General features: G+C 46.4%; 21 protein-coding genes. 8 read left to right on the forward strand and 13 right to left on the reverse strand.

Annotated elements, in window-relative coordinates:
- Positions 1-376, forward strand: a 376-nt coding sequence (locus tag QUB08_RS12020) for a fasciclin domain-containing protein (RefSeq protein WP_333224925.1), incomplete at its 5' end; no start/stop codon positions are given.
- 189 nt (positions 377-565) lie between these two features.
- On the opposite strand, the gene QUB08_RS12025 is transcribed toward QUB08_RS12020, so the two are convergent.
- Positions 566-2,029 (reverse strand): alpha-amylase family glycosyl hydrolase, encoded by a 1,464-nt coding sequence (locus tag QUB08_RS12025; protein WP_333224926.1) that lies wholly within the window; start codon positions 2,027-2,029, stop codon positions 566-568.
- Between the two features lie 476 nt (positions 2,030-2,505).
- Here QUB08_RS12025 and QUB08_RS12030 point away from each other — a divergent pair, with 476 nt between their 5' ends.
- On the forward strand, positions 2,506-2,754 hold the full coding sequence (locus QUB08_RS12030; RefSeq protein ID WP_333224927.1) for a hypothetical protein: 249 nt from the start codon (positions 2,506-2,508) through the stop codon (positions 2,752-2,754).
- A 184-nt stretch (positions 2,755-2,938) separates the two neighbouring features.
- Complete coding sequence (locus QUB08_RS12035) at positions 2,939-4,228, forward strand: glucose-1-phosphate adenylyltransferase (RefSeq protein WP_333157133.1); 1,290 nt, start codon at positions 2,939-2,941, stop codon at positions 4,226-4,228.
- A gap of 103 nt (positions 4,229-4,331) precedes the next feature.
- On the opposite strand, the gene QUB08_RS12040 is transcribed toward QUB08_RS12035, so the two are convergent.
- Positions 4,332-4,565, reverse strand: coding sequence for a hypothetical protein (locus QUB08_RS12040; protein ID WP_333224928.1), 234 nt, complete (start codon positions 4,563-4,565; stop codon positions 4,332-4,334).
- 977 nt (positions 4,566-5,542) lie between these two features.
- Here QUB08_RS12040 and QUB08_RS12045 point away from each other — a divergent pair.
- Complete coding sequence (locus QUB08_RS12045) at positions 5,543-6,553, forward strand: J domain-containing protein (RefSeq protein ID WP_333224929.1); 1,011 nt, start codon at positions 5,543-5,545, stop codon at positions 6,551-6,553.
- A gap of 162 nt (positions 6,554-6,715) precedes the next feature.
- Here the strand turns inward: QUB08_RS12045 and QUB08_RS12050 are convergent, their stop codons facing one another.
- The 7 genes from QUB08_RS12050 to QUB08_RS12080 all read right to left on the reverse strand — a co-directional run bounded on the left by QUB08_RS12050 (position 6,716) and on the right by QUB08_RS12080 (position 12,764).
- Positions 6,716-6,991 (reverse strand): DUF1816 domain-containing protein, encoded by a 276-nt coding sequence (locus QUB08_RS12050; RefSeq protein ID WP_333224930.1) that lies wholly within the window; start codon positions 6,989-6,991, stop codon positions 6,716-6,718.
- Positions 6,992-7,230: 239 nt separating this feature from the next.
- Entirely contained in the window at positions 7,231-8,346 is a 1,116-nt protein-coding gene (locus QUB08_RS12055; protein ID WP_333224931.1) for a transposase, read from the reverse strand.
- 36 nt (positions 8,347-8,382) lie between these two features.
- A complete protein-coding gene (locus QUB08_RS12060) occupies positions 8,383-8,556 on the reverse strand; it encodes a hypothetical protein (protein WP_333224932.1) in 174 nt (57 codons plus the stop codon).
- Positions 8,557-8,903: 347 nt separating this feature from the next.
- Positions 8,904-9,194 carry a DUF1816 domain-containing protein gene (locus tag QUB08_RS12065; RefSeq protein WP_333224933.1) on the reverse strand — a complete coding sequence of 97 codons (291 nt, stop codon included), beginning with the start codon at positions 9,192-9,194 and terminating at the stop codon, positions 8,904-8,906.
- 579 nt (positions 9,195-9,773) lie between these two features.
- Complete coding sequence (locus tag QUB08_RS12070) at positions 9,774-10,529, reverse strand: DUF2993 domain-containing protein (RefSeq protein WP_333070977.1); 756 nt, start codon at positions 10,527-10,529, stop codon at positions 9,774-9,776.
- A gap of 127 nt (positions 10,530-10,656) precedes the next feature.
- Positions 10,657-11,250, reverse strand: coding sequence for a pentapeptide repeat-containing protein (locus QUB08_RS12075; protein WP_333224934.1), 594 nt, complete (start codon positions 11,248-11,250; stop codon positions 10,657-10,659).
- 101 nt (positions 11,251-11,351) lie between these two features.
- Positions 11,352-12,764 (reverse strand): HD domain-containing phosphohydrolase, encoded by a 1,413-nt coding sequence (locus tag QUB08_RS12080; protein ID WP_333224935.1) that lies wholly within the window; start codon positions 12,762-12,764, stop codon positions 11,352-11,354.
- Between the two features lie 421 nt (positions 12,765-13,185).
- On the opposite strand from QUB08_RS12080, the gene QUB08_RS12085 reads away from it, so the two are divergent.
- Both QUB08_RS12085 and QUB08_RS12090 read left to right on the forward strand, forming a co-directional pair.
- Positions 13,186-13,923 carry a DUF2993 domain-containing protein gene (locus tag QUB08_RS12085; protein WP_333224936.1) on the forward strand — a complete coding sequence of 246 codons (738 nt, stop codon included), beginning with the start codon at positions 13,186-13,188 and terminating at the stop codon, positions 13,921-13,923.
- A gap of 234 nt (positions 13,924-14,157) precedes the next feature.
- Positions 14,158-14,730 (forward strand): DUF6658 family protein, encoded by a 573-nt coding sequence (locus tag QUB08_RS12090; RefSeq protein ID WP_333224937.1) that lies wholly within the window; start codon positions 14,158-14,160, stop codon positions 14,728-14,730.
- A gap of 378 nt (positions 14,731-15,108) precedes the next feature.
- Here the strand turns inward: QUB08_RS12090 and psb35 are convergent, their stop codons facing one another.
- Positions 15,109-15,303, reverse strand: coding sequence for a photosystem II assembly protein Psb35 (gene psb35 / locus QUB08_RS12095; RefSeq protein ID WP_333198959.1), 195 nt, complete (start codon positions 15,301-15,303; stop codon positions 15,109-15,111).
- A 137-nt stretch (positions 15,304-15,440) separates the two neighbouring features.
- Between psb35 and QUB08_RS12100 the strand changes: the two genes are divergently transcribed.
- Positions 15,441-18,500 (forward strand): glycerol-3-phosphate acyltransferase, encoded by a 3,060-nt coding sequence (locus QUB08_RS12100; RefSeq protein WP_333224938.1) that lies wholly within the window; start codon positions 15,441-15,443, stop codon positions 18,498-18,500.
- A 230-nt stretch (positions 18,501-18,730) separates the two neighbouring features.
- Here QUB08_RS12100 and QUB08_RS12105 read toward each other — a convergent pair whose 3' ends face one another.
- From QUB08_RS12105 to QUB08_RS12115, 3 genes are all read right to left on the reverse strand, one after another.
- Positions 18,731-20,461, reverse strand: a complete 1,731-nt coding sequence (locus tag QUB08_RS12105) for a chemotaxis protein CheB (protein WP_333224939.1) — start codon at positions 20,459-20,461, stop codon at positions 18,731-18,733.
- 328 nt (positions 20,462-20,789) lie between these two features.
- Positions 20,790-22,010 carry an ABC transporter permease gene (locus tag QUB08_RS12110; protein ID WP_333224940.1) on the reverse strand — a complete coding sequence of 407 codons (1,221 nt, stop codon included), beginning with the start codon at positions 22,008-22,010 and terminating at the stop codon, positions 20,790-20,792.
- A 166-nt stretch (positions 22,011-22,176) separates the two neighbouring features.
- Complete coding sequence (locus tag QUB08_RS12115; RefSeq protein WP_333224941.1) at positions 22,177-23,370, reverse strand: ABC transporter permease; 1,194 nt, start codon at positions 23,368-23,370, stop codon at positions 22,177-22,179.
- Here QUB08_RS12115 and QUB08_RS12120 point away from each other — a divergent pair.
- Positions 23,306-23,479 (forward strand): hypothetical protein, encoded by a 174-nt coding sequence (locus QUB08_RS12120; protein WP_333224995.1) that lies wholly within the window; start codon positions 23,306-23,308, stop codon positions 23,477-23,479. The genes QUB08_RS12115 and QUB08_RS12120 overlap by 65 nt on opposite strands.
- Positions 23,480-23,525 lie beyond the last annotated feature (46 nt).

The following is a 23,525-nucleotide window of genomic DNA, read 5'->3' on the forward strand; positions in this document are numbered from 1 at the left end:
TCTACCGAAACATACACCTCTTCATATTCACTCATTTATTTATTATACATCGCTGATGTTATTTAATTCTCATTCCTTAGCACCCACTGACGAGGCATTTGCAAAAATTCCTACGAACACTATTACGTCTTGGCTGGAAGACATACCCAAGCTCAAGAAAATTCTGACTTATCACATTCTGTTTGGCGAGGTACTAACTGAGAACTTGCTTGAGTTGAGTTCTGCTGAAACAGTGGAAGGTTCTGTGGTGGGAATTGATACTTCAGACGGCATTAAAGTGAATGATGCTAAAGTTCTCACTTCCAATATTCTTGCCGACAATGGCGTCATCCATATCATTGATGCGGTGCTAATACCAGCATTGGTTGCAGCATAATCAAACTTGCGGCATCTCTAAATTTAGTAGGGTGCTTATGGGCGCACCTTACATTTTAAACTAGAGAACTTACGCAAGTGTCACAATTAGTAAGGTGGGTCAGATCCCAAGCCATCGATCATCCGTCCATAACTCGGTCTGACGCACCCTACAAGTCGATTGGATCGTGACACTTGCGTAATTGCTGAACTAATTATCCCAACCTAAAATCAATCCGGATCGCGCCGGCAGCATCAATTCTAAATGCCGAGTTTCCCCTTCACCTTTCCAAACAAACTCGCCTTTCCCAAACAGCAATTTATCGTGAGCAGATTTCAGATTAGGCTCAAAGCTAATACTAGCTTCTTCTGTCGCGACATTGACAGCAACAACTATTTCCTCATCCCCCAAAATTCTGGCAAAAACGTAAACCGTTCCCTCGGCAAACAGAACTTGGTACGAACCAGTGCGGAGGGCAGCGTATTTGTGCCGCAAAGCTATCAACTGCTTGTGATAATCTAAAACATCACGTTCCCAGCGATCTTGTAAGGGAAAACTGCGGCGAGAATCGGGATCGAGAGCACCGGGCAAGCCAACTTCATCGCCGTAGTAAAGGCTAGGAGCTCCGGGAAAAGTTAACAGCAGCAAAGTTGCGAGTTCGACACTAGCTTTATCGCCTCCTGCAATGGTTAACAACCTCGCAGTATCGTGACTGGCCAACAAATTAAGTTGAGTTAGCTGTATCTGCCACGGGTACAGTTCCAAAACCTGCTGAATTTTGTCGCCGTACTCTTTAGCAAAAAGCGGTGGATAGGGATGGTAAGCACGGCCTTCAATTTGAGTTAAATCTACCCTGTCGCCCGCTGCAAAAGCAATAGTCGGTGCAGCAAAAAGATAATTCATTACCCCGTCAAATTGAGTGCCGTCAAGCCATTCTGTCGCATCTTCCCAAACTTCGCCCACAATGTAAGCTTCGGGGTTAACTGCCTTAACTCGATCGCGAAATTCCTGCCAAAATCCCGGGGTTTTAATTTCAAAAGGAACGTCCAGCCGCCAGCCATCAATGCCGAATTTAATCCAATATTCGGCGATTTCCATGATGTATTCTCGCACTTCTGGATTTTCGTGATTGAATACAGGAAGGGCTCTATTCCCGTCCCAACCGGCATAATTAGCAGGAAAATTGCCGTCGTAGGCCGATAGCGGCCAGCCTTCAATTTTAAACCAATCTACCCAAGGAGAATGCGGGCCGTTTTCGAGGATGTCGTGGAAGAAGAAAAAGCCGCGGCTGGCGTGGTTGAATACGCCGTCGAGGACAACTTTGATATTGCGATCGTGGGCGGCGTCTAGAAGATCTTTAAAAGCTGGATTGCCGCCCAACATCGGATCGACTTGATAGTAGTCGTGGGTGTGGTAGCGGTGATTGCTGGCCGACTGAAATATGGGGGTGAAGTAAATTGCGTTAATGCCTAAGTCTTGCAAGTAGTCTAGCTGTTCCATCACGCCCCACAAGTCGCCGCCTTTGTAGCCTTGCAGGGTGGGGATTGCGTGCCATTCTTCCCACATGAAGTTTTGCAGCATACGTTTGCGAGGCTGTTTGCTTTTGGCGAAGCGATCGGGGAATATTTGGTAGAATACGGCGTTTTTAACCCAGTCTGGCGTTTGAATTTGCATACACTTTTTCTAGCTTTTACGGCTTAGGCTACAGTAGCAGAGGTTTCTAGGGGATCTAACTTTTGGTAGAGAATAGACATTTTATCCCTTTTTGTTGATCGACAAATTGTAAAATATTACACAAATTTGCAGTCAATCTAAGATGGAAAACTGACTTTACCTAGAAATTTATCGTCCCGACGGGCGGCGCTTCCTGAGTGCTGTGGAGTCGGGCAAACTCAGATAACACAAACGCCAGCAAAAAGAACCGGATCAAATTCAAGCAGAACCCGATCGCACTTTGATCCCCTACAGAGCGTCAATCGATTTTAGATTTTAGATTTTAGATTAAAGAATTGAAGCATTGACTTGCGCGAGAGAAATTCGCGGGGCAAGTTTCATCAGATACAGGTTTTTTATTTCTGGACGGATGAATCACGTGGCGGGTATCCTGGATGCTTGATTGTCAGCGGGCGTGGCGGTGCGATAGACCGGCCTTGAAAAAGAACAATAGCGCCATGAGCGTCGATCGAGAAATTGCCAAAACGGGGAATTTACCCAAAAAACTTGTAATTAACAGCCAAAACCCCGAACCTTATTCTTTTGTTAAACTGCCCTTATTTATGGAAGGGTATTTTAACTCACAACTCAAAAATTTTTTAAATATCCATATGGTATTGATGGGTATTTTAACTCACAACTCAAAACTCCTAAGTCCAGACCCGGACACACTCCAACTCTCATAAACCTGATTTTTTAACTCTTATTGAGGGTTTGAAGAAGTATTTGGATTAAACAACCTGGTTTGTGGGTAAGCGACTCAACTCATAACTCAAAACTCAAAACTTCCTTGCTCCCCCCCCTTGTCAAGAAGCCCTCACCATCCGACACTGTACTTGGAGAGTTAATCGACCCTAGGGAGAAAGTTCCTTGAAAAAAGTTTTAGCCATCATCCTCGGTGGCGGTGTAGGCACCCGCCTTTACCCCCTAACCAAATTGCGAGCCAAACCCGCAGTTCCCCTCGCAGGCAAATATCGCCTCATCGATATTCCTGTGAGCAACTGCATAAACTCGGAAATAGTCAAAATCTACGTCCTCACCCAATTCAACTCGGCATCCCTCAACCGTCACATCTCTCGCACCTACCAGTTTTCCGGCTTCACCGAGGGATTTGTCGAGGTGCTCGCCGCCCAGCAAACTCAGGAAAACCCCAACTGGTTTCAAGGGACAGCCGACGCAGTTCGCCAATATCTCTCGCTGCTAGAACAGTGGGACGTTGATGAATACTTGATTCTTTCGGGGGATCACCTGTACCGCATGGACTACCAGAAGTTTGTGCACAGACACCGCGAAACCAACGCGGATATAACCCTCTCGGTTTTGCCAATGGACGAGAAGCGGGCCTCGGATTTTGGTTTGATGAAAATCGACGACACCGGCCGCATTGTTTCTTTCAGCGAAAAGCCAAAAGGCGATGGGCTCAAACAAATGCAGGTGGATACTACTACACTGGGACTGACAGCGCAGCAGGCTCAGGAAAGTCCTTACATTGCTTCGATGGGGATTTACGTCTTCAAAAGAGAAGTTCTGATTAAACTCCTGAAAGAATCTCCCAACCAAACTGATTTTGGTAAAGAGATAATTCCGAATTCTGCAAAAGACCACAACGTTCAAGCTTATTTGTTTGACGATTACTGGGAAGATATCGGAACCATTGAGGCTTTTTACGAGGCTAACTTGGCTCTGACCAAACAGCCTCAGCCGCCTTTCAGTTTCTATGATGAAAAGGCGCCGATTTATACTCGCCCGCGTTTCTTGCCGCCGACTAAGCTTTTAAATACTCACGTGACTGAATCGATTATTGCTGAAGGCTGCATTCTCAAAGAGTGCCGGATCGACCATTCTGTGTTGGGAGTTCGATCGCGCATTGAAGCTGGATGTACGATTCAAGACACCCTGGTCTTGGGTGCTGACTTCTACGAACCCGACGCCGAACGGCATTCGAGTTTGGACAGCGGCGGCGTCGCCCTCGGTATCGGTGCAGATACTACAATTCGCCGCGCGATTGTGGATAAAAATGCCCGCATCGGCCGCAATGTTCAATTAATTAATAAAGACCGAGTGGAAGAAGCCAACCGCGAAAACCAAGGTTTTTACATCCGCAGCGGCATTATCGTAGTCCTGAAAAATGCCACGATTCCTGATGGAACTATCATTTAGTTATTAGTCATTAGTCATTAGTCGTCAGTCATTAGTTTTTTAAGTTAAAATCTGTTACCTGCTTTTCAAGTGACTGATGATAAATAATGAAATTAGTGACAGATTACCAATGACCGATGACTGATGACTGATGACAAAATTCATTATTTTTTTGTTGATTATTAATTCCCACCGCTGATGCGAGGTTGTCGAAATACTTGGCTTTATTCAAAGGCTCGCGCATTATTAATAAGCGACCGTCTCTGTTACTGTCGGCCGTGAGACAGATATGTCCGATCGCCTGCGTCTGGCGAATAGCTTCTGATTCTTGTATTTGCGCTGGTAGCACGACTGACAAATGCGCTGCCCGTTTCTGAGTACAACAGAACTCTCGGAACTCTCTTTCCAATCGTCGCAGCAGCCGCAAGGCCAACTTAGCAAATAATTCATAATGTTAGCACCCTCGTAGCGTTAAAAGCTTATCGCTATACTATCCTATCTTAATGTTTTATAAAAGTGTGTGATGTAGCTAACAGACAGCGGAGAAATTATGTTATATTACTTGGCTTTAAATCTATTCAGAGGTTGTAAAAATAAAATTTTATAGCACGGGTGTGGGGTTAATAAAAAATATCTAGAAATTTTGTGGAAAAACGGCGCAATTTAGGGTATTATATAGTCACAATTTAGACACCAGATTGGCCGGAAATTGCTGATGAAAACCTGCTAAGATTTAGATTGGGTATCGAGCTCATATCGAGAAGTTTGTAGGCGTAAGCCGGGGCGTAGCCATCGCACCGCGCCACGGAAAAAAAGACTAAAAAAGATCGTCCGCGCCAGTTAACCCTCCTGGTCTCGCGCCCGCCACAGCTGCAGCTTTCCCCCCCTCACCTCAATCGGGCTGCCGCCTCCCGAAAGCCCTAAGCCTCATAACTGCCCAAAAGTTTGCGCCGCAGGAGTTTCACCGTCTCAAAGCTCACAGGTATAGCAACGGCCTATAGGGTAAGGACGTTCTTAATTGATGAAAGCATTTTTTTTGGTTTCGAATGCCAAAAGCATTTCTAGACGTGGCTGCTCCGGCTCCCTTGTGCACGAGAGAGCCGAATGCTATAAAATCTTAAACAGCAGCGGAGTGCGGAAATTGCGATCGAACGCCCAGCAACAACCGAACTCGATCGAGTCCAAACCTTTGATAACCTATAATTTGAATGAGATGCCGCAGGCACTTCGGTTCCTGGCATTATACTAATGCGCCATCCTGCGGCTAATTTGGGATTTATTCTTTCTAACAACTAACAACTAACAAATAACAACTAATAAAGAGGGGATTGCTTAATGGCTGCAACAGATTTTAAAGACTATTACGCTATTTTGGGACTCAACAAAACTTCCAGTTCTGACGAAATTAAAAAAACTTTCCGCAAACTAGCCCGCAAATATCACCCGGACATGAACCCCGGTAACAAAGAAGCCGAAGCTCGTTTTAAAGAAGTAAACGAAGCTTACGAAGTGCTCTCAGACCCTGAAAAACGCAAAAAATACGACCAATACGGTCAATACTGGAAGCAAGCTGCCACAACTCCAGGCGGATGGCCGGGCGGGGGCAGTACGAATGTAGACTTTGGCGGGGTTGACTTCAGCGAGTACGGCAGTTTTGACGAATTTATCAATGCCTTGTTAGGTCGCGCAGGTAGTAGTCCGGGTAGTGCCCGCAACGCCAAGTGGAATTACAGCAACTACCGCAGCACCAGCGGCGGGCCCACCGGTTTTGGCGGATTTGAAGATTTCGCGGGGTACGAAAACCGCACCGCAGGAAGCTCTCTGGACACCGAGGTCGCCATTTCCCTGACTCTGGGGGAAGCATTTCGGGGCACTTCCAAGCGAGTCGCCACGGGGGAAGTTTCGATTCCTGCAGGAGTGAAAACCGGCAGCAAAATTCGGATAAAAGGCAAAGGTCAAGTTGACCCGTACACGAAGCAACAGGGAGATTTGTACCTAAAATTAGAAGTTTTGCCTCACGCTTTCTTCCAGTTTGAGGGAGAGAATTTGGTCTGCGAAGTCCCGATAACCCCCGACGAAGCGGTGTTAGGAGGTTCAATTGAAGTGCCGGCGCCTGAAGGTATGATCACTGTGAAATTTCCAGCCGGGATTCGTTCGGGTCAGTCTTTGCGGTTGCGGGGCAAAGGATGGCCGAAACCCAAGAAAGACGAGCGGACTGATTTGTTAGTAAAAATTGCGATCGTGCCACCGAAAGAAATTAGCAGTGTAGAACGCGAATGCTATGAAAAAATCAAAGCCAATCGCACTTTTAATCCTCGCAGTAATCTCAATCAGATGGTGCTTTGAAAAAGGGTGCATTTCTCGGACGCAAATAAGATTCTTTCTTCACTATTTCATCGGGACACAGCATTGTTGTGTCCCTACTTTATGCCAGCGCGGTCTCATTTGAAAAATACCCTGTTAATAAGTCAACTTTTCTTCGGCCGTAATTGGCACTTTCCAACCTTCTCAAGACTCTTCGCTAGCTCTTAGCTGAGTAGGTTGACTACCTTGTTTGATGTTGATGCTAATTTTTTTAGCTCCTTTGTTCTCCAGGTCTCGGATGTAGCCTGTCGATCTGTCAGAAGCTTCCTCTCTGCTGTCATAGGGCCCAAAGTAATAGGTACGCTTTGGCGAATCTGTATCAACTTCTACCCACCATTCGTCGCGTCTAGTGCTGCTAGCAGGTTGAGCTAGTAGCCAAAAAGCCGTGAAAAACATACCCAACATAGAGATTTCAAACATATTTACCTCTGGGAATACTTAAGTAGTTTTTACTCTTCTCAATTTATCAACGCAACGGGAGCGATCGGCTCGTCCTCAGTGCTGATTTGAGCCCGATTATTTTTGGTCGTTAATGCTGGATAAAATCTGCATTTTGGTGGAGATGATGCCGACTTTTCAGCCACCCCTACAAATACAAAGTCCGCCGAATAAGGACTAGGCCAAGATGAGGCTTAATATTATTGGTCAACTACCCAGCATCAAGCGGAGTACCGCCGGAGATGTGGGCTTGTATCTGAACTCCACCGCAATTCCGAAAACCTTTGCAGGATTTGGGCTTTGGTTTCACCGCTCGATACATCAGGGGATGCTGACAAGCTCCCCGTGCTCATCCAGTCTTGCCGGACAAGCAACGCTCTCATTGCAATATTTCGCGCACCAACCAAATCAGCGTGTAACTCATGACTACAACATTCGCATCGAAACAATAGTCCTTTGTTTGGTCTATTAGCATCCGAAGTATGTCCACATTTAGGACAACTTTTCGATGTGTAATGAGCCGGAACTTTAGTTGCTAACGAACCATTTAGATTGGCTTTGTAGTCGATATTATACCCGTGTAATTCGGCATAAGACCATTTAGCTTTATTTCGATTAGCTCTACGTCTCTTTTTGCTCACCTTCTTCCCAGACTTAGACTTAGTTCTATCTCGTATTCCGGTCAAGTTCTCTAATCCAATGAGGCTGTTAGGTTTGGCAATTTCCTTACTGATTTGGTGGTTCACATCAGCGATAAACCGTCTTTCTCTTCCAGATAAAGCGATTAGTCTTCGCTTTGCCGAACGAGTGTCTTTACGCTGAAGAGTCTGTCTAGCTTTGTGATAGCGGTTGGCTTTGTATCTAGCATCTTTCCCTGAGTAGAATTTAGACTTATTTTGTAAGTCTGTTTCCACCGCTAAGTAGCGCATACCCACATCGACACCAGAAACTCTTGTTATTTTTAGTGGATCAATTTCAGGTACTTCTACTTCAATGCTTACCATTAAGTAGTAGACCTTAGAAGAACGCTGATAGACAATTTTAGCGGCTCCAATTTTAGAACCATTGGTAATTAAATCTAGATGCTTGTTGTATCCATCATACGGGACTACTATCCGACCTTGTAGCGTGATAATACTCACTTTCTGCTCGGTCTTAAAAGAGTAGTCCCGTTGATAATTTAGGGTACAGGTTCGAGAAATATATTTAGGGGGTTTATCGAGCCCTTTATACCGCCTCTTTGTGTAACCTTTGGCGAGAGCATCGTTAGATTGTTTTACCTTAGACCAAAGGGTCTTATAAGTGACAGATACTTGTCTGGGTACATTGCAAGCCATTTGGGCTCCAAGCCCAAACCGAACTCGCAATTCGTTTTAGACAGCTTTCTGCAACTTAGCGCCATTACTGATTTTACCCGCATCAAAAGCGACTTGTGAAGTATAGTTCAAGGCATCCCGGTAAGCTCTAGCCGTCTGAGACACCAAGGCTTTTTGCTCGGTGGTCAGGTTTAGTTTCAGCTTGGCGGTAATTACTTGGGGAATTATCACGCGCGTACTCTGATATTATTGTATCTCGTGAAAGCTAGAATGGTGAAAGGTAGAGCGAAATTTGTTCGTTCATCGACCGCCCCCTCACTTTCCGATATCTGAAGATTGTCGGTTTCGTTCGGGGGCGGATCTCTTCACTCAGGCGAATTCCTCCCGCCGCTCACCTGAGTACAGGTAGAGCGGGGGACTCCTTCTGTTTTAGTTGAGGCTTGAGGTAATTGAAAACTCAAACAAAACTTACGCACTCTTGACGCTCAGAAACCTGGCTGTTTAACCGATACCCCTCGCGATAGATGGAGTATTTTCGTCAAAAAACCCGGTTTCTGGAGTCTGGACTATCAAAATTCTTAAGCCGCGATCCTCTCTGAGAATTCACTGTCGCAAATCGTGAGTTCCGAAGGCTGACAGCGTTTGATGCGGATGCTAACTCTTTTCGCTTTCTCGCTTTCGAGGTCTTCGATGTAGCCCGGAATATTGCTGGAGGCTTCTTTGTCGGTGTCGAAGGGGCCAAAATAGTAGGTACAGCGGGGCAAATCTGTGACGATTTCTACCCACCATTTCTCGGGGCTGCGGGGGCTGGAGCCAGCAAACACGGACAATACTGCGACGTAGATACAAAATAAATAAATTCCGAGCATTTTTCCTCTTTTGGGGTTATTTATTTTCTCACAGGACTTACGCCCTCGCGACTTTCATCAACCGGGTTGTTTAACTCCTGGCGATCGCCCTTTACCAGAGAATTTAGTCCTTCAAACCCGGTTTCGGGGTTGAGGACAATCTAACTTTATCAAGGTAAGTTGTGCGATCGCATCAACCTGAGTGCTGATTTTGAGGCGACAATAGAATCCCAGTGAATCAACTATTTTGCATTTAAATTTAAGCTTGATGGTGGGCTAGGAGTGGCGGCCCCACAAGAGTTTAAGTACGCAGTAGTGGGTTAATTAAATGCGCGACAACTGAGTTCTGTAAATACGCCGGAAATAGCATTTCTTGGCTAGATGAGGTATGAAATCACACTTAAGAAGCTTGGCAACACCGGTTTCGGTGTACCCAATTTTTGTCACAAAGGCTATAAGGCTATAGCGCGACCTTACCCTAGCAGCGCCACAGCTTAAAAACTGTCGCTAAAATAGCAAAACCCGCCTGGGCGGGTTTTGTTGTTAAGCTATAAAATTCCTCAAACAAATTTCATTTGGCAAACCTCAGCCTGCTGAGGTTTAGCGCTTGCCTTTGGGGAACTGTTCGATACCAGCCCAACCGTAGAAAACCAGCTCGTCATTCTGAACTCGGCAGCGGTCTACTCGCAGTTGAGTGCCTTCTAAGGCAAATTTGTCTAAGTCTAGCAAGTTATTTACGTGGGCAATTATAGCTTGACCCAAGTCTACTGCTTGCCCGTCACCGCCGTAAGTAACGCTGACAAATTGGATTTTACGCCGGTCTTCTACTTGCAATTGAGCTGTAATATCTATTTTGACCGGTTCGCTGGCATCGCCTACGGTAATTTCGGACTGAAGCCGAATTGATTTGTCGGTTCCGAAGCTGACTTCAGTGTTTTGAAAGTGCAGAGATTGCTCTTGGTACTTCAGCTTCTGGAGTTTTTCAACTACAAAAGGTGTATTGAATGAGGTGGTTAAATCCGATCGACTTAAGACTACTCGCATATTTGCCTGGGTAGGCTGCCGTAATTTCACTTGACCTGCAAAAATCGCCCCAAAATCAATGGAGAGTGCTTGCAGATAGAGTTCCATCACTTCTATGCGAAGGCCGTTGTACATCAACATACCTTTGCCAACGAAGTCGAAACCGTCGATGCTTCCCTGCAAGAGTTTGGCTACTGGTTCGACTCGGATGTTGGCCTCGGCCTTTTCAGAACGCTTGAATAAGGCTGCGATCGCAGCTCCTGCTACTTTACTAACAAGGCGATCGCCACTTTGACCTTGAAAGGATGTACCGCTAAACAAAGCTGCTACCATTTATTCGTTTGCTCATCTACAGTCGCCATTATAACCCTATATTAAGAAATGTAAAAATCGCTTGTGCTTATTCACATCATAAGCAGATCTTGTTTTTTGTCTGTCTTCAAAACAACATTGTTGAAATTTAAAGGCTCAGGGGGGTGCCTTGGAGACAGGCGCGATCGAGCAACGCTCCATCCCAAAGGGTTTGTTCGATCATGGCGCAAAGCAAATTAGCCCCCGTCAGGTTAGCGCCGCGCAATACGGCTCCATTCAGGATCGCTTCTTCCAAGTCAGCCCCCGACAAATCAGCGCCGGATAAATTGGCATGGCTCAAATCGGCACCAAGCAAAATTGCCCTAGCCAAAGCAGCGCCCCGCAAATCGGCGCCCCGCAAATCGACACCGCTCAAATCCAAATTGCCGATGGATGCCCCCGTCAAAAAAGCACCCCCAAAACTTGCGTCGCGGACTAAAGCGTTAGCGAAGGAAGCTCCCCGCAAATCGGCATTCCGAAAATCTGCCCCTCGCAGGTTGGCGCCACTCAAGTCAGCACCTCGGAGGTTGGCTCGCAATACGGCCCGCTGCAAGTTAGCGCCTGCGAGATTAGCTCCACTCAAGTTTGCTTGAGACAAGTTAGCACCGGCGAGATCGGCTCCCGCTAAGTCTTTGCCGGCTAAATCAGTGCCGGCCAACATCAGAATTTTGCCTTTGCGTATGGCTTCGAGGTCATTAGTCATTAGTCAGTTGTCAGTTGTTGGTTGTCAGTTGTTGGTTAACAGTCAACAGTCAACAGTCAACAGTCAACAGTCAACAGTCAACAGTCAACAATCCAGTTATTTTATAATGCCGGAGCGGTCGCGGTCGTTCGATCGCCCAAATCCTCCAACCACACGTTAGGCAGTTGGCTAGGGCGAGTTGGTAACTCCATCAAACCCATTTCTGCCAGCCTGACGACGTTGCCCAGAGTTTCCACCAAAGCCGGATCGAAGCGAGTGCCCGACAGTTCCCGGCACTCTTCCAAAGCTTCGCTCAAACTCAAAGCGGGACGATCGCCACGCGGTTGACTCAATTCTTGAAAATCAGCGACCAAGCCCAAAATCCGCGAAGCAACGGGTATGGTTTCGGCTCGCAAACCCTCTGGCCTGCCACTGCCGTCCCAATATTCGAGTTGGTGCTTGACTATTTCCGCCACAGGTGCTAATTCGGGCATTGCTTGCAGCAGTTGGGAACCAATGAAACTGCGATCGCGCCAAAATGAGAAAGTTGCTTGGTCAAAAGCATCGGGAGTGCGATCGAACACCTCATTCGGGGCAGAAACTAAGCCGACTCGAAATAGCAATCCAGCCAGCCGCAGCCTCCGCAACTGCAAAGCCGGCAAATCCAGCAGTTGACCCAAAGTTTCCGACAAAGCCGCCACCTGCAAAGACGCTGTAGGATTGGAGGTATCGCGTTCGTCCACGCGCTGGGCCATCCGCAGAAAAGCTTGAAGTTTGTTAGCGTTCAAATTGCGGCTGACGCGCAAAGCTTGACCTTCCAATTCCCACAACTCGCGGGTTTGGCGGTTAATTGCTACCATTTGCTGCTGAGAACTTTGCAGGTAAGTGACTATCCGCGATACCACGCCACTAATGTCGGCCAAGGGCGGGCCAATGGTTGCCAGGATTTCGTGGTGCATTTCCAGCAAAGTGTCTGCCAGAGGAGAGTTGTAATGTCGCGTCTGTTCTATAAAAATTTCTGCCGCAGCCGACACCAAAGACTGGTCAAACGACCACAAACCGTAGAACTTTCGTTCTGTATCTACTTCAGGCTTGCCTTCTGGCAAGTATTCCTGGGCTGAAAGTTCGCGGCAAAGCACCATTGCTTTGTATGTCGGGGCGAGGATGATTAAATTCCATTCTTCGATTATGGGGTCATTCTCATCGAGATTTATTAAAGATACATTTTCTAATTGCCCGGTTTTGTGGGTAGCAAAACCGCTGTCGGCTACTGCACCGATGACAACGCGCCGAGAGGCATTAGCAATATCTAGGTAGCGATCTGCTTCCTGTAAATACCATTTTCCCTGCTGAAACGTTACCAAAACTAAGGGTTGGAGTTCGCTCTTGTCCTCGCCACTGGTTTGCAAAATGTGGTCTTCTAGGGCGTGACATAGGGCTACTAGGGTGTTTTTGAAGTATACCCCGTAGCTAGAAGGCAGTTTTCCGTCGGGAAGTGTAGCTTGTAGTCTAGCGAGAGTTGATTCTGGATTCATTGCAAATGGCGGTGCCGGCTCTTAACTTAATTGTACCGGGCGATCGAACTTCTCGAAAAGACTTTTGGCAAAAATCCAAGTTTTTGATTTTTCACCGCTTCGCCACCGAGTCAATCGATTTTAGATTTTAGATTTTAGATTAAAGAATTGAAGCATTGACTTGCGCGAGATCAATTCGGGGGATCCTTTATCGGATACAGGTTTTTTATTTCTGGACGGATGAATCACGTGGCGGGTATCCTGGATGCTTGATTGTCAATGTAGAGTGCGCCGAAGAGTACCTGATTAATTTTAGCAATTTGCTGGAAACCCTCTGTCTTTGGCTAAGTTTTTTTCAGACGAGAAACCTGCCGAGAGGAAGACGCTAAGTTTATTAAGTATTAACTACTATTTTTAAACAATATTATTAGGAATTCTGAGCGTGCTTCAACAAAATAGAAGTTTAGGGGAAAAGGCGATCGACAAAGTGGCAGAGATTGCTATTGCTAGCAAATTAGACGAATCCGAAACTTTGTCTGTCACAGTCAACACCGATCCGATCCAGCTAGCCCAGGGTTCAGTAGAGGCCGTTGCCGTTGAGGGCACAGGGTTGGTAATGCAACAAGATTTGCGCGTGGAAGATTTGCAAATTCACGTCAAGGATATTGCAGTCAATCCCCTCACCGCTATGTTTGGCAAAATTGAACTGAACGGGCCTGCCTTCGGTGGGGCGCGCGCAGTTTTAACAGAAAGCGATATCAACCGCGCTTTTAATTCCGAATACATCAGCAGGAAACTGAAAAACTTAAAAGTTACTGTTGACGGACAACAGCAGACAATAGACGTTAAAACTATTGAGTGCCAATTGCTAGACGGAAAAATCGCTTTAAATGCTGAGGTATTGGTGCAGGAAACTGCCTCAAATGAAAAAATTTATTTTACAGCAAAACCTGAGATCGCAGCGGGCGGTTGGGCAATTTCTCTTCAGGATGTCGAGTATCCCGAAAACAAGGAATTTTCGCCGGACTTAACTGAAGCTTTGGCGGACAAAGCTGGTGAAGTTTTAAACTTGCGAAATTTTGAACTTGAGGGAATGTCCCTGCGAATTCAGCAGCTAAATGTGGAAGCTGGTTTGCTGACTTTGCAAGCTGAAGCGAAAGTCGAAAAATTCCCTAATTAGGAGCTTGTAGGGTGTGTCAGAAACAAAAAAGCTCTTCAATTCCAGCAACTATTGGAACTGGCGCACCCTACCATTATGCTTTGCTTTGGAAAAATCTCCGCCGTTTATGAAATCTCTCTAAAGTTATAAAAAAGTCGATACCAACCCGCACCAAAATATCACCGCCGTTAGAGGCAGGCATGGGGAGTTTACTTTTACTCTTAACCAGTAGTAGTAAAAAATCGGAAAATTTTTGTGAACACTGTAACTGCTTTTTTTAAAAGACTGCGTATCGGTCAATTTTTGACTGTATTTATGGCGGGTGTGCTGCTGTTTACCAGCACCGCTTGCAATGCGGGCGATGTTCGAGGTGCTCGGCCTGAGAATCCTCCCGTTCAAGCTGGAGGAATGAATAACCCTCACAAGGGTGGCGGTGATGGATACACGAATTATAAAACATCCACCGATCCTAAAGTAAATCAGTCGCCTGCTCAAGCAGAAAAGAACCGGGCTGATTTGTTGATCGTAGCCGATCGTCTCCTGGCCTCGACTACCGCTGACTCTAATTCCTCAAAGCTGCTTTATCCGGGTTCTGCACCGATGGAAACTGACAAGTTCGACCTCGAACTCGGCGGAGATAAAACTTTGTTAGAAGCGCCAGACGGACAGCCGGCTAAGGCTCAACCCGTATTCGATCGCAGCGATCCCGATGCCAATATTTTAGAGAGAGTAGGCGCCGCCTTTAAGGATGCTTCTGGTTTCCTCAAAGATAGCGCTGAAGATGCCAAGGAAAGTTCGGTTACGAAACTCAATCCGCTGCAAAAATAAGCTAGCAGAGCCTACGCGGTATCTCCGATTTGTAGGGGCTTTCTCTGAATAGTCCCTACACTATATTCACAAGATTTAGGCAGAAATTCTATATCTGTCTTGAACGGAGAATCTCTAGGTGCGCTGGACGCACCTTACGCTATATGTATCGTCTAAAACTACTTTTTAGCCTTAGTCCTGTATATGTAGGGTGCTTAGGGGCGCACCTTATTGTAGATTTTAGATTGGGGATTTGAGATTTATAGGACTTGCGCCAAAAATGGAAAGGTGAACCCTTGAAATTGCCGCGCTCTGGCTAGCAATGACAACTGGTAATGACCGATTTTTCTCATTAATAATGCACAAGTCCTGCTTTTATTCCTCTAAAGAAACTTTGTTTTATTTACGTTTCGAGTCAGAAACATCAGCAATCAAATCGTCTTTATCAACTTTCGGTACAAAATCAGGGCGTTCTTTGGATTCCCAACCGGGGGGACGCTTGGAGTTATACCAGGCGATCGAGCCGATCGTAACTGCGGCAATAAAGCCAGCGACAAGAACTGCTATTGGGGTCGTCAAGCTGACATCTGTCATGATAGTTAAATCCTTATCTACTCTACTTTTACATTATCTTAAGTGTTAATGCCGTCTGGTTGATATATCGGAAGACAGAAAAATTGACATAATTGCCGTCATAATGTTTAGAGCGTGAAAATAGGAGAGCAGATTTTATGCCGTTGGGGACAATAGCATTGCTGTTGGCTGCTAGTTTCAGTCTGGGTGCTTTACCGCTAACGGGATGGGCGGTGCGAGTGTTTAGCCGCCGAGATTTGAGGGCGCTGGGCACGGGGAATGTGGGTGTGTCTGCTGCTTTCATTCACGGGGGGAAACTAGCGGGAATTGCTGCGGTGTTGGCGGAAATTGCCAGAGGTATTGTGCCGGTTTTGGCGGGGCGATTTTGCTTCCCGGATGCACCTGCGATCGCGATCGCCCTGTTAATTCCTCTAGTTGCGGGCAGATATGCGATAGCCCGAGGTGGAGGCGTGACCAACGCTGTTTGGGGTCTTTTGGTATTTTCGCCCCCGGTGGCTGTATCATCGGGCATTTGGGGGCTGCTGGTGTGGGGTTTGGCACAGCGGTGGTGGGGTGAGGGCGATCGGGCGAGACTCTTTGCTTCCCGTTGCGGGTGTCTGTGCACGCCAATTTGGGTTTGGGTGTGGCGACAATCAATGCCCGAATTTTTAGCAGCAGCAGGATTAGCTTTGTTGTTAGCAGCAATTAATTTCAGTCAAGGTGATGATATGGCTTTATCTAAATCAGATCAATTGTTTTCTCTTGATGACTCGTTAGATGCTGCAATCTGCGGTGATAAAGCTGCTAAATTGTCTCAACTCAAACGCGCAGGTTTTAATGTACCTTCTGGTTGGATATTATCACAAGAAGCGGGCATCGGGCATCGGGCATCGGGCATTGGGCATCGAGGAAATAGTGAGGAATTGTCAATTCCTAATTCTTTAATCGAAAATCTAAAATCCAAAATCCAAAATCGAATGATTGTGCGTTCTTCTGCTGCGGGAGAAGATGGCGATACGAGTTCTGCCGCCGGACAATATCAAACTATTGGCCCTGTTTTCACAGAAGCAGAATTAATCGACGGCATTAATCGCTGCCGCCAGTCTTATTGGACGGCTGAAGCTTTGGCTTACCGCCGCCAAGGACAATTGCCCGATACCCAAATGGCTGTATTGATTCAGCCTTACATTGACAGCCAAATTGCGGGAGTCATGTTCAGTCGCAATCCTTTAGATGGCGGTTCCCAAATTATTATTGAAGCTCTGCCGGGAGGTGCTGAATCGGTTGTCGGCGGACAAGTTACTCCGGTTCATTGGGAAATTGATTTTAGTGCACCTGAAATTTTAGAAAAACAATTAAGCGCACTTGAAACTAATTCAATTATTAATAAACAAATTATAGCAGAATTAGTCAAACAAGCGCAAGCTATAGAAGCTTTTTTTCACGGAATCCCGCAGGATATTGAGTGGAGTTGGGACGGGGAAAAAGTTTGGATTTTGCAAAGCCGGCCGATTACAAATTTGCAGCCGTTTTGGACGCGCACTATTGCAGCAGAAGTGATTCCGGGTGCAATTCGCCCCCTAACTTGGTCGATTAATCGACCGCTGACTTGCGAGGTTTGGGGAGAGATTTTTCAGGTGGTTTTGGGCGATCGCGCGATCGGCTTAAACTTTAATGAAACGGCAACTTTGCTGGGTTCTCACGCCTATTTTAATGCGACTTTGTTGGGCGAAATTTTTCGGATGATGGGATTGCCGGAGCAGGGTTTGGAATTTTTGCTCAGAGGGCAAAAAATGGGCAAGCCGCCTTTGGGGAAGATTTTGCCGAATTTGCCTGGTTTGTGGCGTCTGGTGCAGCGAGAAAGGGCGCTGAATGCAGAATTTAAGGGCGATCGTACTTCTATTTTCCTCCCGGCACTGCAAAGTTTGGAGAAGGAAGAGGGAAGTTCGGCAACGGATTCTGTAACGGATGTAACGGATGTCAGTCCGATGGAAGTCGGAAGAGGGAAGAAGGAAGAGGGAAGAAGGAAGAAGGAAGAGGGAAGAGGGAAGAGGGAAGAAGAAATATTAACGCCCAATGCCCAATTCCCAATGCCCAATTATCAATATTTAACGGAATTGTTGGAGAGAGCGGAGCAAATTCAGGAGTGGCTGAAACCGATTACTTACTACAATATATTAGGGCCGATCGGGCTGGCTATTCGCAAGGCAATTTTTCGCGTTAATGATGACTGGCTGGCTAATGACAGCGCTCCTGAAATTGCTTCGGTGCGAGCTTTACAGCAGTTGGCTCATAAATTGCGGCAAGCTGCTGTTTCGCAGCCTGACGAAACTGTTTCAGTCGCACATTTAGCACAGACATTTGCGGAAACTCCGGCTTTACAAGCAGATTTTGAAAAGTGGCTTAATATTTACGGATATTTGAGCGAGGTGGGAACGGATATTGCTGTTCCTACTTGGCGAGAACAACCAGAAATTTATCAAAAGTTGCTAATAAATATGGCTCAAAAAGCCGAAACTAATTTAGTTGAAAAGCATGAAATAGGATTGACTTTTTCGCAGAAGTGGCGATTAGATAAATGTCAAGAAAGAGCGCTTGTCAAAAACGAAATTAGCGAAATTTACGCGCGGTTGTTGGCTCATCTACGCTGGACTTTTTTGGAGATTGAAGCTTGCGGATTGGCAATGCAGGTGTTTCAGGAAAGCGGGGATATTTTTTATCTGGAATTTGGGGAAATTCAGCAGTGGATTCGCAGCGGCGCGAGTGTTTCTTTTCAGGATACAATTAGCCAAAGGCGCGATCGCCTGTTAGCCGATCGCGATCGTCCGATTCCCCCTGTCGTCTACGGCAATTTGCTGCCAAATTCTCAGACAAGGTCGATCGAACTTGCAACATCTGCAACTAATATCATGCAGGGAATTCCCGCAAGTATCGGTCGTGTCGAAGGCTTTGTCAAGATTTGCCGCACCGCGAGCACAGATTTAGGAGAAAATGCGATCGCAGTAGTTCCTTACACCGATGCAGGTTGGGCACCGCTGCTATTAGGAGCAACAGCAATTATCGCTGAAGTTGGCGGCCAACTATCTCACGGAGCAATTATCGCTCGCGAGTACAAAATTCCCGCCGTTATGAATATTTCTGAAGCTACAACTCGCTTGCGAGACGGTCAAAAAGTCCGAGTAGACGGGTATCTCGGCACTGTGGAATTGCTCGACTAATTAGGAACGGGCTCTTCGGCCCATTCCACAAAGAGTTGATTTCTTGTGGAACAGGCATCTCGCCTGTTCCTAAAACGATTATTGAAATTAGTAACAGGCAAGATGCCTGTTCCACAAAGAGTTGATTTCTTGTGGAACAGGCAAGATGCCTGTTCCTAAAAAGATTATTGAAAATGGTGCAACATCTCAGCAATCTCGTAAACCCACCCCCACCCCACAAAAAAGCTTTCCTAAGCCTTTAAGAAATTCTGGACAACATAGTTCCCCACATTTCTACCCGCACTCAAGCCATTTACGTTAGCACTCATGAAATGAATGCCTCCGTAAAGGCGACTCATGCCCGATTCATCGGCAGCTTCGCTGAAGTTCTGGTAGGTTCGCAAAGTGTTGACACTCCTGTCTCCCCGATCGGCAAAGCCGTAATCCGAACCAAATACAGAACTCATAACAGGATCTGCGGCACCGCTAAAGGTGCTGTGGCCCGACGTGTACTCAGGGAACGGCGGAGTAGTTAGCAGCGGAGTCCACAGGGGGTCGGCTGTCGTTTCGGGATTGTTGTCTGTGTCAGCTTGGCGGATAGCTGTCACCGGCCGCCATAAATTGTACTGGTACTTGGCATCCCAGCAGCTAATAGCTGCATCGGCCAGAGAAATATTCAGCAGGGCGAACAAGCGGGCGCTATCTTCTAAGGATTGGCCCGTGAGAGTCGCTGCTTCTTCGGCGATTTGGTTCCAGTGACCCGGAGGCGTAAACGTCCCAGCGCCGTTGGCCCAGAATTTGGCGATGACAGTTTGGTCTGGGGTGCGTGTGAGGCTGTCACTTTTGCCGATTTCTTTGACGTAGTTAACTTCCTCTGCGTACTTCGCGCTGTCAAGGGCGGGCGGGCCGGGCGGGCGGAACTGAGAACCGCTAGTCATGGCAAAGGGAGTAACTTCGGCCCACTGTGGCGCTAGCCCTGCAGCAAAAGCGGGGGGAGTCGGCACCCAACTACCGGGGTCGGTTTTGGGGGTGTACTGCACTACTTTCGTGATGCCGTCTGTACTCCGCGAACTGATAATTTGGTCGGCAACTTGCTGTCCCAGGGCAATCCCGTCTTGTTTGGCTTTGCCGTCGGTAATTTTAGCTAAAGACGATGCGTATACTTCGTTGAATGTGGCTGCTTGCGCTGGGTAGAGGCTGAGTAAGACGCGGTGGGCGGCTGCTGCTGTCGCGGCTTCTGCTGATGTGCCTGCTGGTGCATCTATGTTGACCTGGTAAGGGCTGTATTTTTTGCTGATCGAGTTAACAGCATCGTAAATGGCTGCGTGAACCATTGCCATGTTGCGGGAGGCGAGGGGAGGCGGGGTGTTGGATGTCCGCACTGCATTCAGCATTACTCCGTTCCACTCAATGACAGGGTTTCCCGATAGCTGATTTGTGAATTGGTCGCGGTTGATTGTGTTGCTGTTGACTCCCGGCAAGACTGCTAAATACTCGCCCGTGAGTTTGTCTTGAATTACGGTGCTGTTGCTGTTGACTCCGGTGCCTTGCTGGATGTTTAAATCTTCAAAGGTGAGGCCGTCTAGCAATCGAATTTTGTCATTGCCGTTGCCGAAGTCGGCGATGTAGTCGGTGGCAGCTACAGTTGGGCCACCGCTGCCTTTAGCAATGGCAAATATATCATCGCCTGTGCCGCCGCTCACCGTATCGCTACCGGCGCCCGCATAGATTAGATCGTTGCCGCCATCGCCACTAATGAGGTCGCTGCCTTTGCCTCCCCAGAGGATGTCGTCGTCTGCACCACCAAAAATCGTATCGTTACCTTGGTCGCCGCAGATTTTGTCTTTGCCTGCATCGCCTTCGAGAGAGTCGTCTCCGCTGTTGGCGTAAATTATATCGTTGCCATCCAATCCGTTAAACGTGTCTGGTTGGGTGGTTCCTTCGAGAAAGTCAAAGTTATCAGTAGGGGCGAGGGAGGCCATCTTTATCTATTAGGTAGTTTGAGGAAATTGCAAAAATTTATACTACGTGTAGATGCTTAGCTTGTTTGCTGATTTAATCTTAGCCTTTCCTCTTAATACGTAAATACCCTGACATTAACTTTATTGAATCTTTAATATTTAACTTCTTTTATAAAGTTTCAGACTTTATTTGTCGTGTAAAATACATTATATTTGTCCAATGTTTAAAATTCCACTGGTTTTTTTAATATTTAAACATATCTGTCATGGTTGTTAGAATTAATGTGTAACATTAAGTATATACTTGGATATCAATATACTTAAGTATCCTGGGGTTGTGATTAATTTATTAAGCACTTCTTAAGGCGGCGATCGGGTCTAGTTTGGCTGCTTGGCGGGCGGGGACAACGCCGAAGAACAGGCCGACTGCACCGGATACACTGACAGCAAGGCCGATCGCCACGGGCGAAATACCAGCTTGCAAGGGCGTCAAATTACCTACAAGCAAGATACCGCCGACACCTACGCAAGTACCGACTATCCCTCCGGCAGCGGATAAAATTACAGCTTCGACAATAAATTGAAACAAGATATCTTGTTGGGATGCGCCGATCGCCTTTCTGAGCCCGATTTCTTGAGTTCGCTCGCTGACGGATACAAGCATAATGTTCATAATCCCAATGCCGCCTACCAACAGGGAAATGCTGGCAACAGCAGTTAACATAAGAGTCAAAGCGCCGGAAATTGCCCCCATTCTTGCCATTAAATCTTTCTGATTTCTGACTGTAAAGTCATCTTCGGTGGTAACTTTGTGCCGCAGTCTGAGCAAGTTTTCTACCTGAAATTGAGCCGCGTCCATTTGCGATTCATCTTTAATCGAAATAAATATCGACGTGACAGCTAAACCGTAGGGAGATTTCCGCCCGACAATGCGGTTGGCCATTGTGGTGATCGGCACAGCGGCGGAATTATCAAAATTCGTACCAAAAGATGTGCCTTTGGGCGCCAATACTCCAATTACTTTGACGCTGACATTTTGGATACGCACCTGTTCGCCCAAGGGATTTGTATTGCCAAAAAGTTTCTCGGCCAATTCTGAACCGAGAACCACAACTTGGTTACTTTGCTTAACATCTAGTTCGGTCAAAAACCGCCCTTTTGCCATTTCAAAGCTTCTGACTGTGAGAAATTCGGGAATCGTGCCGAAAATTAGAGCAGAAACATTTTTGTTGCTGTAGCGAACAATCTCTGAACTGTTAAGTTCTGCTGACACGCCTTGAACGGATGGGACTTGAGTTGCGATCGCCTTAGCATCTTCTACTATCAGTGTTTGAGGCGCACTTGAGATGGTACTTCGCCTAGCGTTGGGAACTCCCGGCCTCACGATTAATACGTTTGTACCGAGGGATTGAACTTGTCCTGCTACAAATTTTTGAGCTCCTTCTCCAATTCCAATCATTGCAATTACTGAGGCATTGCCGACAATCATCCCGATCATTGTTAAACTGCTGCGAGTTTTATTTGCTAGCAGTGTTTGACCTGCCATTTTGACACTTTCAATAAAATTCATACTTTGTTATGAGTTATTAGTTATGAGTTATTTTTATAACAGTCAACAGTCAACCGTGAACAGTCAACAGTCAACCGCGAACAGTCAACAGTCAACAGTCAACCGTGAACAGTCAACAGTCAACAGTCAACAGTCAACAGTCAACAGTCAACAGTCAACAAACTAATTAAGCACTTCTCAATGCGACGATCGGGTCGAGTTTAGCAGCTTGTTTTGCAGGTACGATGCCGAAAAATAAGCCGATACTGCCGGAAACACCGACTGCAAGTGCGATCGCCACTGGGGAAACACTAGCTTGCAGGGGAGTAAAAGCAGCTACTAAAAGCACGCCACCGATACCGAATCCAGTGCCGATCGCCCCGCCTGCCGCTGACAAAATCACAGACTCGATCATAAACTGAATTAAGATATCTTGCTGAGAAGCTCCGATCGCCTTTCTCAGCCCAATTTCCTTCGTGCGTTCGGTAACAGAAACCAGCATGATATTCATAATCCCGATGCCGCCCACAAACAGCGAAATTGCCGCCACGAAAGCCAACATCAACGTCAAAGCACCAGTAATACTGCCCAAAGTATTCATTAAATCTTTCTGGTTGCGAACAGTAAAATCATCTTCTTTAGTAATTTTATGACGCAATCTGAGCAGATTTTCTATTTGAAATTGGGCTGCTTTCATCATACTTTCATCTTTAATAGCAACCGAAATAAATGTTACTTTTGTACCGTAGGGAGACGAGCGACCAACAATTCGGTTTGCCATTGTTGTCAGCGGCAAATAAACATTCATATCTTGATTGTCGCCAAAACTTGAGCCTTTGGCCTGCATGACACCAATCACTTGAAAAGTCGAGTTTTTGATGCGAATGTATTGACCAATTGGCTGTGTATTGCCAAACAATTGTTCGGCTGCTTCCGATCCTAAAGCAACCACATTTTCTTGTCTTTCTAAATCTAATTTGTTTAAAAATCGACCTTGGGCAACATCAAAGCTTCTGACTGTCAGAAACTCTGGCGTAGTTCCAACAATAGAAGATGAGACATTTTTGTTGCGGTAGGTAACGAGTTGACTATCATTGAGAGTTGGTGCGACTTCTTGGACAGAAGGAACTTGAGATGCGATCGCCTCTGCATCTTCCACTACTAAAGTCTGGGGCGGAATCACCGGGCGGGTTTGCGCTTCAGGACTGCCGGGAATAATAAATAGCAAGTTTGATCCCAGAGAGTTAACTTGTCCCGCAATAAATGTTTGAGCTCCTTCGCCGATACCGATCATCGAAATGACAGAAGCATTCCCGATGATAATTCCTAACATCGTCAAGGTGCTGCGAAGCTTGTTTGCCATCAAAGTTGTGACAGCCATTTTGACGCTTTCAACAATATCCATAATTTTTAGAAGGAAGAAGGAAGAAGGAAGAAGGAAGAGGGAAGAAGGAAGAGGGAAGAGGGAAAAAGGAGCAATCATGAAATAACAAATAATAAACAACCAATTTGCCATTCACAATTCGTAATACCCTC

Origin of the sequence: Microcoleus sp. BR0-C5 (assembly GCF_036705045.1) — a bacterium.
Lineage (GTDB): Bacteria > Cyanobacteriota > Cyanobacteriia > Cyanobacteriales > Microcoleaceae > Microcoleus.

Bases quoted from the DNA above. Each gene is read 5' to 3' on its own strand.
- QUB08_RS12065 (WP_333224933.1), bottom strand. From the start codon at position 9,194: ATGCTCGGAATTTATTTATTTTGTATCTACGTCGCAGTATTGTCCGTG.
- psb35 (WP_333198959.1), bottom strand. From the start codon at position 15,303: ATGACAGATGTCAGCTTGACGACCCCAATAGCAGTTCTTGTCGCTGGC.
- QUB08_RS12045 (WP_333224929.1), top strand. From the start codon at position 5,543: ATGGCTGCAACAGATTTTAAAGACTATTACGCTATTTTGGGACTCAAC.
- QUB08_RS12105 (WP_333224939.1), bottom strand. From the start codon at position 20,461: ATGGCCTCCCTCGCCCCTACTGATAACTTTGACTTTCTCGAAGGAACC.
- QUB08_RS12100 (WP_333224938.1), top strand. From the start codon at position 15,441: ATGCCGTTGGGGACAATAGCATTGCTGTTGGCTGCTAGTTTCAGTCTG.
- QUB08_RS12070 (WP_333070977.1), bottom strand. From the start codon at position 10,529: ATGGTAGCAGCTTTGTTTAGCGGTACATCCTTTCAAGGTCAAAGTGGC.
- QUB08_RS12050 (WP_333224930.1), bottom strand. From the start codon at position 6,991: ATGTTTGAAATCTCTATGTTGGGTATGTTTTTCACGGCTTTTTGGCTA.
- QUB08_RS12055 (WP_333224931.1), bottom strand. From the start codon at position 8,346: ATGGCTTGCAATGTACCCAGACAAGTATCTGTCACTTATAAGACCCTT.
- QUB08_RS12115 (WP_333224941.1), bottom strand. From the start codon at position 23,370: ATGGCTGTCACAACTTTGATGGCAAACAAGCTTCGCAGCACCTTGACG.
- QUB08_RS12110 (WP_333224940.1), bottom strand. From the start codon at position 22,010: ATGAATTTTATTGAAAGTGTCAAAATGGCAGGTCAAACACTGCTAGCA.
- QUB08_RS12080 (WP_333224935.1), bottom strand. From the start codon at position 12,764: ATGAATCCAGAATCAACTCTCGCTAGACTACAAGCTACACTTCCCGAC.
- QUB08_RS12075 (WP_333224934.1), bottom strand. From the start codon at position 11,250: ATGACTAATGACCTCGAAGCCATACGCAAAGGCAAAATTCTGATGTTG.
- QUB08_RS12025 (WP_333224926.1), bottom strand. From the start codon at position 2,029: ATGCAAATTCAAACGCCAGACTGGGTTAAAAACGCCGTATTCTACCAA.
- QUB08_RS12120 (WP_333224995.1), top strand. From the start codon at position 23,306: ATGATAATTCCTAACATCGTCAAGGTGCTGCGAAGCTTGTTTGCCATC.